This window comes from Acetobacter senegalensis (genome assembly GCF_001499615.1).
GTDB classification, from domain to species: domain Bacteria; phylum Pseudomonadota; class Alphaproteobacteria; order Acetobacterales; family Acetobacteraceae; genus Acetobacter; species Acetobacter senegalensis.
In genome coordinates this window covers 1,920,032-1,936,126 of the sequence record NZ_LN606600.1, presented here as the reverse complement: position 1 = coordinate 1,936,126, position 16,095 = coordinate 1,920,032, and the positions used below count along the sequence as shown (strand labels likewise).

The 16,095-nt window shown below is 59.0% G+C and carries 16 protein-coding genes; all 16 read right to left on the bottom strand.

Annotation, left to right across the window (positions count from 1 at the left end; translation table 11 throughout):
* Positions 1 to 32: 32 nt before the first annotated feature.
* The 16 genes from ASN_RS08845 to ASN_RS08775 all read right to left on the bottom strand — a co-directional run bounded on the left by ASN_RS08845 (position 33) and on the right by ASN_RS08775 (position 16,095).
* Positions 33 to 695, bottom strand: coding sequence for a hypothetical protein (locus tag ASN_RS08845; RefSeq protein ID WP_058987953.1), 663 nt, complete (start codon positions 693 to 695; stop codon positions 33 to 35).
* Complete coding sequence (locus ASN_RS08840) at positions 695 to 1,858, bottom strand: hypothetical protein (protein WP_058987952.1); 1,164 nt, start codon at positions 1,856 to 1,858, stop codon at positions 695 to 697. The genes ASN_RS08845 and ASN_RS08840 overlap by 1 nt, the downstream gene beginning before the upstream one ends.
* Entirely contained in the window at positions 1,858 to 2,619 is a 762-nt protein-coding gene (locus tag ASN_RS08835; protein ID WP_058987951.1) for a hypothetical protein, read from the bottom strand. The genes ASN_RS08840 and ASN_RS08835 overlap by 1 nt, the downstream gene beginning before the upstream one ends.
* A gap of 12 nt (positions 2,620 to 2,631) precedes the next feature.
* The gene (locus ASN_RS08830; RefSeq protein ID WP_058987950.1) at positions 2,632 to 4,257 is read right to left on the bottom strand and encodes a hypothetical protein; all 1,626 of its coding nucleotides are present in this window, start codon (positions 4,255 to 4,257) and stop codon (positions 2,632 to 2,634) included.
* 1 nt (position 4,258) lies between these two features.
* On the bottom strand, positions 4,259 to 9,262 hold the full coding sequence (locus ASN_RS08825; protein ID WP_058987949.1) for a phage tail length tape measure family protein: 5,004 nt from the start codon (positions 9,260 to 9,262) through the stop codon (positions 4,259 to 4,261).
* Between the two features lies 1 nt (position 9,263).
* Entirely contained in the window at positions 9,264 to 9,986 is a 723-nt protein-coding gene (locus tag ASN_RS08820; RefSeq protein ID WP_058987572.1) for an HK97 gp10 family phage protein, read from the bottom strand.
* Positions 9,983 to 10,165 carry a hypothetical protein gene (locus ASN_RS08815; RefSeq protein WP_231948410.1) on the bottom strand — a complete coding sequence of 61 codons (183 nt, stop codon included), beginning with the start codon at positions 10,163 to 10,165 and terminating at the stop codon, positions 9,983 to 9,985. Before ASN_RS08815 ends, ASN_RS08820 begins: the two co-directional genes overlap by 4 nt.
* Positions 10,166 to 10,341: 176 nt before the next feature.
* Positions 10,342 to 10,755, bottom strand: a complete 414-nt coding sequence (locus ASN_RS08810) for a hypothetical protein (protein ID WP_058987568.1) — start codon at positions 10,753 to 10,755, stop codon at positions 10,342 to 10,344.
* 83 nt (positions 10,756 to 10,838) lie between these two features.
* On the bottom strand, positions 10,839 to 11,495 hold the full coding sequence (locus ASN_RS08805) for a phage tail tube protein (RefSeq protein ID WP_157765159.1): 657 nt from the start codon (positions 11,493 to 11,495) through the stop codon (positions 10,839 to 10,841).
* Entirely contained in the window at positions 11,471 to 12,067 is a 597-nt protein-coding gene (locus ASN_RS19635) for a phage tail tube protein (protein ID WP_157765158.1), read from the bottom strand. Before ASN_RS19635 ends, ASN_RS08805 begins: the two co-directional genes overlap by 25 nt.
* Positions 12,068 to 12,136: 69 nt before the next feature.
* The gene (locus tag ASN_RS08800; protein WP_058987947.1) at positions 12,137 to 12,637 is read right to left on the bottom strand and encodes a hypothetical protein; all 501 of its coding nucleotides are present in this window, start codon (positions 12,635 to 12,637) and stop codon (positions 12,137 to 12,139) included.
* Complete coding sequence (locus ASN_RS08795; RefSeq protein WP_058987946.1) at positions 12,634 to 13,071, bottom strand: hypothetical protein; 438 nt, start codon at positions 13,069 to 13,071, stop codon at positions 12,634 to 12,636. The genes ASN_RS08800 and ASN_RS08795 overlap by 4 nt, the downstream gene beginning before the upstream one ends.
* A complete protein-coding gene (locus tag ASN_RS08790) occupies positions 13,068 to 13,400 on the bottom strand; it encodes a hypothetical protein (RefSeq protein WP_058987945.1) in 333 nt (110 codons plus the stop codon). Before ASN_RS08790 ends, ASN_RS08795 begins: the two co-directional genes overlap by 4 nt.
* Positions 13,400 to 14,044: a hypothetical protein gene (locus ASN_RS08785; protein WP_058987944.1), complete on the bottom strand. Its 645-nt coding sequence runs from the start codon at positions 14,042 to 14,044 to the stop codon at positions 13,400 to 13,402. The genes ASN_RS08790 and ASN_RS08785 overlap by 1 nt, the downstream gene beginning before the upstream one ends.
* 14 nt (positions 14,045 to 14,058) lie before the next feature.
* Positions 14,059 to 15,300, bottom strand: a complete 1,242-nt coding sequence (locus ASN_RS08780; protein ID WP_058987943.1) for a phage major capsid protein — start codon at positions 15,298 to 15,300, stop codon at positions 14,059 to 14,061.
* Between the two features lie 60 nt (positions 15,301 to 15,360).
* Positions 15,361 to 16,095, bottom strand: coding sequence for a head maturation protease, ClpP-related (locus tag ASN_RS08775; protein WP_058987942.1), 735 nt, complete (start codon positions 16,093 to 16,095; stop codon positions 15,361 to 15,363).

The following is a 16,095-nucleotide window of genomic DNA, read 5'->3' as shown; positions in this document are numbered from 1 at the left end:
CCGGGCGGCAGAAACAACAGCAGGACGCTGTATCAGCTCATGATATTTTTTGGCCTGTCCGGCAGTTTTGTGCTGGCAGTGTCCGTGCCATCGGCAATAGCCTGAACCGCCTTCACATACGCTTTCATATCAGATGTAAACGTCTCTCCCATGGCAGCCGCCATTGACGCCTGTGACGCAATCCATGTCTGTTCGCCCTGCGCCTGGATAGGTAGCGGGACAGGTGGTGTGTAATCAACAATCTTACCGTCCTGCACACCTTTGCCTGAGTATGCGTGAATTTCAGGGTTATTCCAGTCCGCCTGCGATACAGCCAGCATCTGCTCGGCGTCCGGGAGGAGCGATACGTCACTCAGTGCCCATGTATCAAACCAGCCGGTAATGTCCGTTGGCTGTGCAGCTGTTGTGTCATACCGAACGTAATACCGTGCCGGATAAAGCAGTGCACCATTCTGGATGCGAATGTTGTTAGCACCTTGCGCCATTACATACTGATCTGCTGTCAGCGCGATCATGTCGCTTGCTGCAGGAAGCGCGTTGACTTTTGTATCAGACGCCTGTGTGTCGATAACAGCGGTTGCATGCGTCACACCTGTAGCTGACTTATCATATTGTGCATAATACCGTGCAGGATATGCCGCTTTAACAATATCAGCACCTGTTTTGGGTGTTGTCGTAGTTGATGTGTCAGTCATTATCGTGGTCCCCATGCTGTTACACCAATATTACCAGTCCATGTGTTTGCGTTCCAAAAGGTGAACCCACCGGAATCTAAATCCGTCCACCAAGTATCCGTATGGACCGTTGGCGTCAGAACAAGGCAAGTAGGGTATCCGCTAAATGCCTGAGGGAAGTTCACGCGGCCCCCCGAGCCAGCAGACACAATGAAATGAACACATCGCTGCCCGTGTGGCAGGTTGGTGACCTGAGAGCCCCCATCTGGAAAATCGTTGTTAAAAAAAGACTCTTTGTAGATATCCGTAGGAATATCACTGATGAAGGCTACATTGCCCTTTGTGGACTGCCCAATGGACCCATCAGGACCGAACCACCAAAATTGCTGCTGCTGTCCGTTCCACTCATAGACCAATACACCGCAAGCCGTTGAGCCATCCCCCACCTTGTCCTGAGAGAACAAGGAGAAGCCTGCACGGGAGTTCGTATATGACCGGAATGAAGGGGAATAGTTATAGACCCCCGTGGTCAGGTTGGGGTCGTTCCAGTTATTAAGCTGCCCCTTCATGCTATCCCCGGAGCGATTGACCTTGGCTGCATCCAGCCCCGCAACAGCATTCGCTCGGGCCGTCACCTCAGCATTGACTGCCGCGTTAGTGGCGTAATCGCCTGCCTGTTGCAGGTTGGTAAATCCGCCGCCTGTATGCAGCCATGGCACGCCAGTCTGTTTGTTGATGCCAGCACCATCAACCCGGCTGTTGGCACTGTCATTTACAGATTTGACATACCGCCCCTCTGCATCCGCTGCACCCAGCGCCTGCCGCTGTGTCCAGTCCGTGATGGATTTGACGATCAGATGGCCGTCCGCTTCCAATATCGGCACATATTCTGCCGGTATTTCGTTATAGACTTCCACGGAGCCGGAGAAATTGAGCGCCGATGCGCTGCCGCTTGTGGTGCCGATAATCGTGGTGCGCGAGAGCGTGCTGGGCGTGCCGATGGTCAGCGTGCCCACACCCCATTCGGCGCTGGATCCGTCATCAGCAAAGTAGAAAACGCTGCCGCCGTTGGGAAATGCGGAAGAGAAGCTGCGGCGGCTGGTTTCCGGGCCGTTGAGGGTAAAGCTGCCCGTACCGGGCGCTGTGGCTGTCTCCAGCACATAGTTGCCAAGCTGTGGTGCCATTACAGGCGCTCCGTGAGGGTTAAGGTCAGGGCATGCCGGTCAGCAGCGCCAAAGGGATTGGACAGATCACTGCCGCTCAGGCCGCCAAACAGCGCCTTCGCTGCCAGCACGTCTGGCGTGGCGGATGGGTCTGGCAGAAACAGGATGTTTTGGCCGGTGGCTGCCACACGCAGGATCCTGTCCAGGACAACGGCGTCCGCATCGCCATAGGATTGATGGGCGATGCTCAGCTTGCGCTGATACCAGCGGGTGGAGACAAACTCAGCACCACCGAGGGTTGTCACGCTATCCTGCCCCAGCGTGCGGTCTGCCGTGCTGTCCGTGCTGTAATTGCGCATCGGTTGCCAGATCGGGCCAGCATAGGCCAACGGGATAGACAGAAACCCGTCCGGATTGGCGGTATCCGTGATCTGGATGGTGGCTGTATCGCCCGTAACGGCCATTGGCGCCACCAGCAGGATCTGCCCATTGGCTACCGCCTGCGCCGTGCCCTGCCAGACCGTGTTGCCGCCTGACAGGACGGTGACGGTGATCTGGGCCGTTGCTGTCAGGTTGGTCCGGAACAGGCCAAAGGCGCGCCAGGGACCGGCAGGCGGGTGGCTGATGGTGAGCGTAGCCGCCGTGCCTGGCACCCGCCAGCCAAGGCTTGCCGCCCCCTGCTGGTTGCGCAGGTTTTCGACAGGCAACGCCGAGACCTGCGCAGAGGCCGTGAGCGCCGCGTCCAGAACGCGGTTCTCCCAGCCCAATCCACAATTTTCCATTTTTATCCGTCTTTAAACGAGGATCTGAAAGGTGACGGTCTGATCCGTGGCCTGCATGTGCTCACTCACCACGCGGGCGAGCTGCCTGTCTTCCAGCCCCGGCGCCGGCGCGGAGATGCCGATGACATCCCCCAGATCAATCCCCCAGGCGAGATCCTGCGGGATGGTGACAGCCCAGAGCCGCCGCTGCGTGCCCCACAATGCGCCATGCAGTTTGGCAATGGTGGTGGCATCCGTCTGGCGGGCCAAGGCCGTGGTGACCAGTGCCGGATCATTGGGCACCCGCCAGCGGCTCTTGATATCCGGAGACCACCAGATGGCGGCCCGATCCGCCACCGCGATGATGGCCTGCCGTGCGGCCGGAGCCTGCGGGTGCAGATTGGATCCAGTGGTCTGCACCGTGAAATTATGCTGCCAGCCAATGCGCCAGCGCCATGTTGGCGGATCCAGCGAACTGTCCAGCGTGGCGGCTGCAATCTCCGTGATCACATCCGCATTCAGCTCGGCGGCCGGTGTCTCGGCCGGGTCCGGCGCTGTCAGCAGGATGGGCAGCAGCGTGCCGGTGCGGGTGGGCACCAGGGTGATGCACAGCCCGCTGAGCAACGTACTGACCGCCTGCTTGCCGGTGATGGTCTCCGAACCATCCCAATACCAGCCACCCGGCCAGGGCGCGATCGAGGAGGTGGCAGGCCATGCGGCATCAAGATAGGCCGCAGGCATGACCAGATCCTCCAGCAGCATCTGCCGCAGGATATCCAGCACGTTGGCGGGTGCAGCCCCGGAGCGGAATTTCCCCACGGCGTCCACCGTGATGCCATAGACCGGCTTGGTGCCCAGCCTTAGCCAGGTGCCAGCGGAGCCGGTCTGCACGGTGTAAGTGCCGGGGCTGGGGCTGGCGGCATAGATATCCGCCACCGTGCCAGCCGAGGCGATGCCACCCGGATACCCGCCCTCATACAGCGCCGTGACCGAGGCCGGGCCGTCCGAGATCTGATAGACATAATTGACGCTATCAATCAGCACCGGCGTGATGTTGCACACACTGCCCCGGATCCGGGGCATGCCCTTGCCCGCCACGTTGCTGTCTCCATCCAGCTTGCCTGCCCCGCCATAGACGGAGACAGGCATGCTGCCCTCAAGCCAGTAGGTGGCGTCCAGCAGATCAATGGCCACGGATGTGCGGTCCGGCCGCCAGCTCCTGCCCAGACCGGCAAACACAGGCCGCAGGCTGGTGCTGGCAGGATCTTTCCACACCCGCCGCACCCCATCCCAGATCTTGCTGCCGGTGTGGATCCGCACCGGCAGATGATCATTGACGCGGGTGGTCAGCAGGCTGTCCAGCACGCCATCAGGATTGGCCAGCGTGATGGACCCGGCCGAGAGCGCACCGCCCATGGCGTCCGCCGTGAGGGTCAGCCCCCGGTCCAGGGTAAAGGCATCCGTCACATAGGGCGGATACGGCGTGCCTGACTCATCCACATACCCACAATCAGAATAGCGGATGGTGTCCGTGGCTTCCGGATTATGGGCGCGCCGACGCAGAGTGCCGTGCGCCCGCGTGCCGTGGCCATAGGTGGCCGCAAGCGTGCCAGCGGCAGGCTGGACAATGTCCAGCTCTACCGTGCGGATAACTGCCATTTTATGCTGCCTTTGCGCCTACGGCCTGCATCCGGATCAACCGTTGCAGGGTCGCGTTCATGGTCTGGATTTCCTGTTTGACCTGGAGCGTTGCATCCACCTGCTGCGCTGCCAGTTGTTTGGCCAGGTTGGCCGTAAATGTGTCAGCGCCCAGATTGCCGATGGCCTGCAATTTGGTCAGCATGTCCTGATAGGCCTTGCTGTAATCCGTGCCGGAGCCCAGCCATTGCTTATCGACGGACAGAGCCGTCTGGGACTCTGACTGGAGGCGCGTCAGCGCATCGTAATCCCCACCCATGGCTGCCTGATAATCCGTATCAAAATTATCATTGGCCAGTTTGTACTGATCCTGCACGGACAGGGGCGAAGCATCGGACGTGCCCAGACCCTGCACATAATCGGCAAGGTTTGAAAACGCAGACGCGACCGAGGATTGCGCCTGAGAGAGATATTCCGCCTGCTTTTCGGCCGCTTCCTGCTGCGCTTCTTCCTGATCTGCCAGGGCCTGGGCTGCATAAGTCGCCTGGATCTTGAGGCGCTCGGCCGCAAGGGTCTTGTCCAGGTCTGCCATCTGATCCGCATATGTCTGGCTGCTCGCGTAACTGTCCCCCAGATAGCTACGCCATTCATCATCCAGTTCCTGTTTCTGCTGGGCTGCCGATACATCAAAATTAAGGAGATCAGCGCCTTCCTGATCCCCCGTTGCGGCCAGATAACGGGCCTGCACGGACTGATCAGACTGCTCCAGCTTGCGGTTTTCATTGGCGATGGTCATCTCCGCAATGGCGTTGCCCTTGTCCAGGATGACCTGATAATCCAGCCCATAGGCTTTGGCCTGATCTGCTGCCTGCTGGTACTGGACCTTGAGGTCCTGCACCTGGTCAACAATGCTTTCAGCCCCGCTGGCCGTAACATCCAGCAAAGTCTTGAGGCTGCTGATCTGGCTTTGCAGCACATCGGTCGAGACAGTCTGACCGTCGAAACCGGACAGCACCTTGGCCAGATCTCCGGTATAACCGCTGATGCTCTCAACCGACACATGGGTCGCGTCCGTAAACTTGCTGACATGGACACCAAGCGCATCCAATGCGTCAGACGTCTGCTTGAGCTGCTGCACCGTCTGCGCGTAAGTATCAACGCTGTCAAAGGATGATGGCATGCCGCCTGCCAGCGCTTTTGCAAAAGTCGCATCAGAACTGGTCAGATCAATATCCGGCAGGATATCGGCCAGCGTCTGGTTGCTATGCTTACCCCTATAGCGCTTGGCATAAACCTGCCCGACAACCCCACTGTCAGACACGGACGCGCCAACGTCCGAATAAAGCTGATTCAGACTGTCCAGATCATCCTGCAATCCGGATGTGATCGTATCCGTATTGCGATGGTTGTGCACCCGGCTGATGCTGAGAGTCCCGTTTTCAGCAGAGACATCATCAATCGTGTAATGATGTTTTCCGCCAAAGAGACTTCCGAGAATACCACCGCCAGCACCGCCGATAATCCCGCCCAGCACCGTGCCCACAACCGGGAAGATGGATCCGACGATCGACCCCACACCCGAGCCTATGGCGCTGCCCAGCGTGCCATCGGTGCCCTTGCCGACATGACTGAACAGGGAGCCAACCGCCATGCCAGAGCCGACACCGGTCAGCAGGCTGCCAACGCTGGCTGTGCCGAACAGCTTTGTGGACATCAGGCCGCTCAGGCCGGAGCTTCCGCCCTGACCTGCGCCAAACAGTTGATTAAGGGCGCTCTTGTCCTGCTGATCAAGCCCGTCGGTTGAGCTCTGGCTGCCGCTTTGTGTTTTCTCACCAAACCAGTTCTGCAGGGCTTCCTGATCCTGCTGGTCCAGACCCTTGTCTGTGCCCGCGTTGGACGCTGATGACGATCCGGACAGCATATCCGTGACATCATCCATCGTGGTGCGCGTGCCGCCATCAATCTTGTTGAGCAGCGGATTGATCAGCGCCATTTTGGCCAGCATGCCCACAATCTGGGTTGTAATCCCCTGGAGCGTGGACTTGAAGGACATCCCGGACGATGTGCCCTGCAAAAACCCCTGCGTGACGCCATCCGTCAACTGGTCCGTCATGTTTTCCAGACTGCCGGTGACATCCTGAAGCACCTGCTGATGATGCTCATAGGCGGTGGTGGCATCCGAAAGCGCATCCACACTGGCCAGATAAGCCTGCACAGACTGGTCTTGCAGAGAGTTTCCTTTCTCCGTCTCTGCATTTTCAGCCTGCATGCGGTTGATGAGTTTGGTGCGCGCATCCGCATTCATGCCCAGAGTATCGGTTTCCAGGCCGATCAGCTTGATCTGGTTGTCGTTGGCAAATGTTTCCTGACTGAGAGCAGTATTGCGCTTTGAGGCCGAGAACGCATCAAGTTCTGCGGCCATGGCTTTTACTTTCTCATTGAAATCAGGCGCATTTTTACTGAAATGATCCAGAGCGTAATTATAGGCCTCCACATAGTTGGTTGCATGATCGGCCGCTGCACCACCTTTGGCCCAGGCAGCCGTGATGCCATCCTGCAACTGCGTGTTGCGGTCTATGACTGTCAGGTTGGTTTTGTATTCCGCCGCCAGAGTGCGGGCCGCAGCGGCCTGCACCAGCGCTTTTTCGCTGGCTGAGGCCATGCCACCCGAAAGCTGGCGTGCAGCATCGTCCGCCTGCTGGGACGCCTCTACCATCGCCTTGTCATAGCCTGTCAGCGCTGCCGCAGACTGGGCAGCGTGGTCCTGCTGCTCAATCAGATCCGCAAACGGCCCACGCAGGCCGCCCAAGGCAACATTGGCCGCGGTGAGCTGGCCATTGAGGTTACGCATGTCGGTGGCATATTCTTCATCAGCGATCTTTCCAGCCGCATGCAGTTCATTCAGGTCAGATACAGCAGTTTTCAGACCTTGAATTTTGCGTCTCTGATCATCCAACTGGCCGCTGAGGCTACTGTCAGAACCGATTTCCGCATCCACGGTCTTTTGTAGGTCAGCCCAGTGAGCAGAGAGGCTTGTTACGGCTGCATCCTGTGCTTTTAAGGATTGAGTAGACGGCACATTACCAGAACTGTCATTTGTTCCGCGGACATCCCCCGTAGCGTTGGTATTGGTGGGCATGGAGAACTGCGGGTCAGCCGTAGTTCCCTGTGCCATGAGGTGCGACAGATTGGTGGCCCCCAGCAGGTTCAGGCCACCCTCTACTCCCCCTTCCAGCTTTCCACCGACCCACGTCATGCCGGAGGCTACGGAATCCCAGATGGATTTGGTGGCTGTTTCAACCTTGGGCGCAATCTGTTCGATGAGCTCAATCAGCCCTGTGAGCCCTTTGATCCCGGCCGTGGCCATACCGACAATGCCATCCCCCATATGCTGAAAGGAAGAGACCACGGCATCTCCCACACCGCCGGTTTCATCTTTCAGATCCTTCAGGGACTGCTGAAACGGTGTGAGCGCCTGCTCTTCCGCGTTTTTAGTGGTCTGCTCCAGCACTTTGAGAACGCTATTCAGAGCGCCGGTGCGATCCCCTGCCTGCGCCATATGTTGGACCATGAGCACCAGACCGGCGTTGAAACCAGGCATGCCCTGCTGGGCAAACCCTTCCGCTGCCTTGGCAGGATCCTGCAAGGCGGACGCCATGGTCTTGGCGGCCTCCGGCACCGTCTGCCCCATGACGGCCGCCAGATTGCGGGCGTCCGTCATGTAACGCTCAATCTGGCTGCTATCCACGGTTGGCACGGAGACAATGGTCTGCACGGCCGTGCGGCTGTCTGAGAGAGATAGGTCACTGTCAGACTCATGCAGGCTGCGCGCCGCTTTTTCCGCAGCATCCGCCATATCAGCGTAATCCGTTCGAGTAGCCCGCAGATGGGTGCTGAGCTGCGTGAGCTGGGACTGCTCGCTCTCGGCATAGGAGCCGAGTTTGTAGATGGCCGCACCCGCTGCGCCGGCTGCCAGAGCGATACCGGCCGGACCGACAAGCAGACCGCGCACGAGCTGGAGGCTGTTGCCAAGGCCGCCCATGATCTGGACGGCATTGGGCACCTGATAGAACGCCGCCTGGAGCGGGTTGCCCCCTGCCAGGATCTGATCAAAGAATTTGTGCGCCTCATCCATCAGGATGCCAATCTGGTATCCTTCCAGCTTTGTGGCATTGGTGCTTTTGGACTGCACAAGCGTCTGCTCTTCCAGCGCCGTTGTCAGTTCATCGGCTGCGGCACGGGCCTGCTTTTCCAGGTCAATCTGCTGCTGGAGCGCATCCACACGCGCCTGCTGGGCCGCTACGCCATAGTTGGCATCATCATCGGATAGACCATTGGCCGTGGCAGCGCGGGCCTGAACCTGCATCTGCTGCAAGCGATCCTGCGCCGTTTCCAGCCGCAGGGTCAGCTTGGCGACTTCATCCCCCGCAGAGGCGGCCATACGCAGGAAACTTTTGACGGACGTATCCATCCCGGCAGACAGGCCAGTGACAGCAGCGTTCTGGGCGTCAATCACCCGAGACGTACTATCTCCCAGGGAGACCATGGCGCTGCGGCCTTCTGTCAGCTCACCATTCCATGCTGCCTGGGCATCTGCCGCTGCATGGGCCTGCCGCTGCGCCCGGTCCATCTGGATGGTAACGCGCGAGATCTCGGCATTGATGTTTTCCAGCTCGGTGGCCGTGCCCTCTGTGCCCAGACCGGACGCACCTGCGTTGCGGGTGGCATCCAGAAGCTGACTGCGTTTTTCCGTGAGCAGATCCAGCTCTTTGCCGAGCTGATTGACACGGGAGGCGGCAGTGGTGCTCAGGCCGTTGAAGGCATCCGATGCCGCACCAACGCCTTCAGCCAGCGCCCGTGTGGCCTTGCCCCCCGATGCGCCCATTTCGGCCATGGAGCCACAAACGGCCTCTGCCTTGCCCTGCAAGGCATCCATATTGCGGGCCGCACTCTCGGTACCATCGGCAGTCTGATCGGTAACATGGATGATGTTATCAATCTCATTGATCTGCTTGATGGTTGCCATTTTACTGTCCTGGCTCGGTAAGAATTAAGGTGGGATAGAGCATCTGCTGGCCAGCCTGCCGATCTGCGCGGTTGCTGGCGTAGGCCGCGTGCTTGCGGCTCCATGTTTTCGCTTTTTTGTTCCAGGACATGCCGGATGCGATGCCAGCCTGCCTGAGGACGTAAGGGATGGGCTCACCACGGGCATCACGGCCGCCCTGGAGCGGCTTGTAAGCCTTGTCCGCCCTGATGCTGCCAAAGCGGCGTTGCGTGGCCTGACGGACCGCCTCCACGATGCCTGGTGGCACACTGACACGCATGCCGCCGACTTCAATCTTGCGGGCATAGGGCATGGTGTTGACGATCCAGACCGTGCTGCCCTTGGGTATTTTTGCGGGAGCCTGCTGCCAGGCTATGCCATCCACCAGGATGACCCAGCTATCCCGATACGCACCGCTGCGAACGGGCGAGCGCTTGCGGCACTGATCCAGCGCCCAGTTGGCGGCCTGTGCCAGGGCGCTGAAAACGTAGACGACAAGACCGCCTTGCAACATGGCGGTTTCTTCTGCGGCATCGCGCTTGCCGTCCACGTAGGTGGTGTAAACCGGAGAGGCGCTGCCCTGCGCGATAAGATCATCCCGGTTCTGGCGGCATTGATCGGCCACCATCTCATGCAGCGCCGTGCTGGAAAGCGCCTTGGCGGTGTTGAGGTGGATCTGCTCACGCAGGACATTCGACCATCTCATTTGCCAAGGCTCCTTTTCAGTTTTTCTGACCAGTGCGCGATAAACACCGCATCCATGGCGATGAGGCAGCGATCCAGCAGCGCCATTTCCGCCTTGCTCAGATCATGATGACCTGCCCACGCCAGCACGGCGCGCCAGGGGATGGCCGTTGGCCTTCCCTTGATGATCATGCCGCCCATGGGGACGGAAAATCCCTCAGCAGGCCACTGACGTTCCGAGGAGAGCCGGTGCCAGGCGCGCCAGATCCAATGCCATTCCGGCAGGGGATCAACGCGGGCTTCATCACCTTCCAGCTCCGGCCAGATGTCCTCATATTCCGGGTCACCCCAGACCAGCCACCATCTGAGGGCGCGGGTTAGTTTCCCTCAGCCTTCTCCACCTGCTCGGCTGCACCCGTGTTGACCAGGGCAGCCGCGTCCCAGCAGGCATCCGCCAGATTGCGGTAATCCGGATTTGCCAGGAGGTTTTTGAACTCTTCCAGCGTGACTGGAACGGTTTCCGCATCATCACTGTAAAGGCCATCAACATTCACGATCAGAAATTCTGACAGCAGGCCGCTGTTGATCTGGCGACGCACAGCAAAGGGGATACGGCTGACATCATTGCGGAATTTCTGGGCGGCCTGCGCCAGACGGCGTGCCTGGGCATCGCGGAAGGCATCGGTGAAGCCGCGCACGGTGATCTTGAGGCCCGGATACTGCTCAACAGGGACAGTCACACCATCGGCAATGGCGGCGGAATCAATCTTGATGTCGGAAAGACGAGCCATGAGGGCTTACTCCACTAAAAAAAGGCCGCTCAGTGGCGGCCTGTGAGGATGGAAAGAAGAAAATTCAGAAAGAACGCAGACCGTCAGGACGTTGGCGTGATGCGCGTAATGGCGAACGTGCCGCCGCCCGGCAGCGGGTTGCCCGTGACGGAAATGGTGGTGACAATGGTGGCATTCTTGCCGCTGATCGGGTTTTTCGGGTTGAATATCCGGCCATTGAGGAGGGTGAACTGATAGCCGTAGCCATCACTCCCCTTGATTCCCACCGAGACTGGACCCTTTTTCCCGGCCTGCCATGCCAAAAATTCGGTATAATCCTTGAAAAAATACTCGATATCCATGGACGCCTTGAGCGCGCCGAACTGGATACCGCATGCTCCAACATGACCCATGCCAGTATCCTGCCCGGAGCCATCGCGTGCCAAGGTAATGGTGGCGGACTGAATGCACCCGGCTGGAGACTGGCCAAAAACGGAACAACCCAGAAAACCACCCACTACGTCCATCAGCGGGCTTTTGGTTGCCGCATTGACGGCGCTGGAGACATCCACGGTGGTGACGGTCATGTCTGAGCCGATAAAATCAATCTGGACGGTAGGAACCTGACCCTTTTGCAACTGGATCTGGACCTGATTGACCATATTCCCGGTAAAGACCTGCCATTCTCCGGCAAGCTTTTTCCGGATAGTATAGGTTTTGCCAAGACCGCTGTTAGTCACCCCGTTGTAGATAATCGACATGGTGGCCGAGGGGCTGATTGATCCAATGGCAGACAATGCCCCCGCCTGGAAAATGAGGGTGGAACCGGCATTTTTACCGATAACAACTGCATACAGATCGATATTGTTGGCCGGGTCCAGTATGCGGACATATGCCCCAACCGGCACGCTGCCAAAAACTGACAGCGACGTTCCTGCATTACTTGCCCAGATGGTGGGCAACCCTTTCCATTGCCCGGATCCACCTGCTGCACGGTAAATTTCCCAGGGCTGGGCGTGATAGCCGCCAGAGAGGTAAAATCCGCCCCCAGCACACCCGCAAGGAAATCATCATAGGTGCCGTAGGAGAGCACGCCGTTGACGCTGCCGCCGGTAGAGCGGCCAGTCAGAACTGTTTCGGCCACCTCTGGCAGATTGTTGATTTCGTCAGGCGTGGACGTACTGTCCTGCGCAGCGAGACTTTCTCCCGTTAACCGCAGACGCTGATACGTACCGGCCGGTGCGATGTTGTAGGTGACTTCCTGCGCGTAATCGACAGGGCTGGTGTTGGTCTGCTCACCGGCCGCATAGCCGGTTGTGGCACCCGTAGCCATTGCGTTGCTCCAATAAAAAAGGGCCGCACTGGGCGACCCTTGAGAAAAACAGAGATGTGAGGTGGCGGATTACGCAGCCGGGGCGGCTGTGCCACCAGAGACGACGGAGCCACCATCAGACGGCGCGGATCCGCTGCTGCTGGTGCCGGAACTGACCGTGCTGGATCCTGTGCTGCCCGTGTCAGGCTGAACGGCCGCAGGCGCTGCCTTTGCATCCGTAGGGATCAGGCCCAGCCGGTAACCGAAAAACTTTTGGAGCGACAGACACATGCCCGCAGCATCGGCCCCGATGGAGGCAAATACCTGCCCATTGGGCGAAAACTGGCCCGCAGTGCCCCCCGGCTGGGCCAGAACGTTATATTGCCGACCATTTTCGGCATCCGTTGGCGCAACGGCGGATGGCGTGCCAGAGATCATCTGGTACGGCCATACACCGGTGCGGCAACCTGCCGGAGCAGATTTTTCCGCCTGGGTGACGGCATCAGATGTGCTTTCAGCCTCAAGCTCGGTGCTGCCCAGAGCATACAGGCCGGTATTGGCTCCGGTTTCGTAGAGAGCGAAATACTTCATGTGAGGATATCCTGAAATTCATAATCTATGCCGAGAGAAAACCGGACACGGTTTCCGTCCTGGTCAAGATCGGGTGGGTCAAAACTATGGCCGTGATAGTAGAGACCAACTGGCAACCATGCGGGCCGGATGGTTTCGGCCTCTTTCATCACGGCGCGGAACGCATCTGACATGGCCTTGCGGCTGGTCAGGGCCGTGAGCGTGCCTGTGCCGCGCGGCACCATGAGGTGCAGCCAGACGGTGCCATCCTCCAGGTTGACTGGCTCACCGGCTCCGGCACGGTCTGACGTGCTGGATGCTGTTTCCATCAGCCAGTAGGGGCCTTCTGGCACGGATTGTTTCTGGGCTGCTGGATCCAGCAACTCCCGGCCATCTGCCTGCGCGGCTGCCAGGGCGATGGCCCAGGCGCTGGCCCATACTGCGGGTGAGGTCATGATGTTTCTCCGCCCGCCGCTATGAGCGTCCATCCGCAGAGGGTTGGGCCGTCATAAACCGGCGTGGCATCCGTCAGGGTGTAGAGTTTGGGGCCATCCTTGAGCCGATCCATGGCCGCAGGTGAGCCGTAGCCGGAGGAGGCAAGCTCATCATTGGTGATCTGGCAGATAAAGGAGGCCTTGACCGTGGCATCCATGATGTCAGCCGATTGAGCTGGGGGTGCGTATCCCTGCACAGTGACTGAGGTGTTGCCATCAACCCGCCTGAGCACCATCTGGCGGCCCTTGGCGCTGATCTGGCGGCGACGAGAGGTTGTAACCCAGCCCATTACATCAGCTCTCCGCGAAAGTTATCCAGAAGATCGGCAGCCGCCTGCGGCATGCCGCCAGTCCCGGACGCACTATTCCAGGTTGTGGCGCCCACACCCTGCACCGTTTCTGATTTCATGTTCGGATCTCGGCTGCCGCCCAGAAAGAGAGCGGAAGCAGTCATGAGAGCCGCCTGGCTGATGACCCTGGGCAACGTGCCTAGTTGAACCACATTGTTTGCATCAACCGAGGGCGGCACGTATCCAGCCTGAAAGGTGATGCCGTAAAGGCCCGCCCGCCAGAAGGGATGCCACTTTAACGGCAGGGACAGGAGCCCTGCCCTCTTGTCCAGGATAAGGTCTGCCATCTGATCCGCAGACCAGTCGGTCCCGTTATGGGATACCGTCTTGATCTCCGTTACCGGCACAACACCCAGAACGATCTCTTCAATCCGTTCTGAGGGACTGAGACGGAATTCCTCAGTCCACTCTCCCGACAGGATCGGACGGCCGATATAGGCCAGCACCATGCTGGATGCGGTCAGCAGAAGGCGCTCAAGGCGCAGATCATCGCTGCTGTCCGTGATGTCCAGATCCGCCTTCAGGTCCGCGACAAGCGCCAGCGGGACATCTGCCGTCGGACCATCAAGGGAAAGGCTTATCATGGGCTTTTCCGTAATCAGCCGCCTGCTGTGCCAGGCATGACCAGTTTCTTGATCGGCTGGGCCGCAGACGGCAGGCCACCACCGAAGCGGGCATATCCGAAGTAACCGGTCTGCAAATAGTCAGCATACCGCTCATTCAGGCGCACCACGGAGACCTGGTTGACCATGCGGAACTTGTAGTTCTTCAGGTTGCCAAACAGGATGGGCGTGGCACCGGCCGCAATGTCCGGCATGCTCTCATTAACCTCAATCGGGTAACCCGCAAACGTATCGGGCATACCGGTGACGAGGCTCGGCACCCACAGCGGGCGGCCTTGATTGTCCTTCAGCAGATGCAGGGCCTTGGTGCTGTTGTCATTCATCATGAAGACGGCACCGGACCGGTAAGCCCGGTTGACGCTGTGGATCAGCTCCACAAAGTCATCATACACCAGGTCTGCACCCTTGGCCGTTGGTCCGGCCGCTGCTGCTGTCAGAACACCCTGCGGCATCCCCACACCAGTACCGATGGTCAGATCATCAGCCAGTGTGCGCCCGAACGCCGTGGCAATAGCAGTCCGGATGAACGCATCCAGATCCATGAAGCTGTCCTGCATCAGCGTCCAGGGCACCAGAATGGCGTCCGTCGCATACAGGAAGGCCTTCAGGCTGACCTGCCCGAAGTTCATGTTCCCCTGACCGACCTGCTGATTTTCGCCAATGATCTTGGCGCGACGGGAGGTGTCATCATTGGTCGGCCACGGAAGATCCGCACCCGTGCCGCCTGTGATTTCATCAAACAGGTTCAGGGCCGTGAAGTAGTCCTTCAGCGCAATCAGCAGTTGGGCTGCGAACGCAGGCGGGACGAGATAGCCGCCACCAGGGCCGGTGCCGGTGCCCATGTCACCTGCGTTCTTGAAGTTCGCCTGATAAGCCTGAACACGTTGCATGGCAAAGGCGCGATCTTCACCCGCAAGCGCATCAATGCCGCCACGGAGCCACGCCACGAACACCCGTTCATGACGCTTCTCGTCCTCTTCCTGCTCATCAGGACTGGTGCCATTGTTTTCAGCACGGGCTGCAATGCCTGCGGCCAGTTCCTTGTTGGCCGCATCCGCTTTTTCAATACGGTCGATCTGGCCCTTGATCTGATCCGCTTCGGCCATCATGGCATCGAACTGGGTGACCTGCTCGGCTGTCATTGTCTCGCCGTTGGCCAGAGCGCGTGCGTCTTCAATCAGCTTCGCCCGTTTGGCGCGCAGTTCCTTGGATTTCATCAAATTGTCTCCGGTGAGGGAATGAGAGTGAACTGTCCGGAAAATCCGGAGAGGTGGGCGTCAGCTTTCGGCTTCGGCCAGGCGGACCATGCGGCGACGCGCTGCAATGTCCGGTACGGAAAGAGTATTGGATGGCTGTGCTGGCTGGTGCTCAAACACACCGTTTTTCAGGGCGGGCTGGGCCTTGTTCTGGCTGGCATCCAGAATGGTGTCGATGAACCCGGCATCCTTGGCTTCCTGCGCGGTAAACCATGTTTCCGCGTTCATCATCTGAGTGATGGCCTCCGGCTTCTGCCCGGTTTTATCGGCATACAAACTGACAAGCTGACCGTCGATCTTGCCCAGAACATCGGCCGTATCCGTCATGTCTCCCTTGTTGCCGACCACCACGCCCCAAGCGTTATGGATCATGAGGAAGGCGTTAGGAGCCATGCTGATGGTGCTACCAGCAAGCGCGATAAAGGAAGCAGCAGAGGCCGCTAGACCATCCACCACCACGTTTACCGGGCCGTCATGCGCTTGCAGGGCTGCGAAAATTGCCAGCCCGTCAAACACATCTCCGCCTGGGCTGTTGATATGCATGTCAATCGGCCCGGGCCCGATTGATGCAAGGATCTGGGTAAAATCCTTGGCTGTGGTGCCCCATAAGCCGATTTCATCATACAGATAGATGATTGCGGCCTCATCCGCTGCTGCACGTGGCCGCATATCAAGTTTCTGAGGAAGTCCGGTCTGGGCGTACGTCAGCAGCGCGCGGTTGGAGAACCGTGCCGCCGGTGAATGATATCGATACAT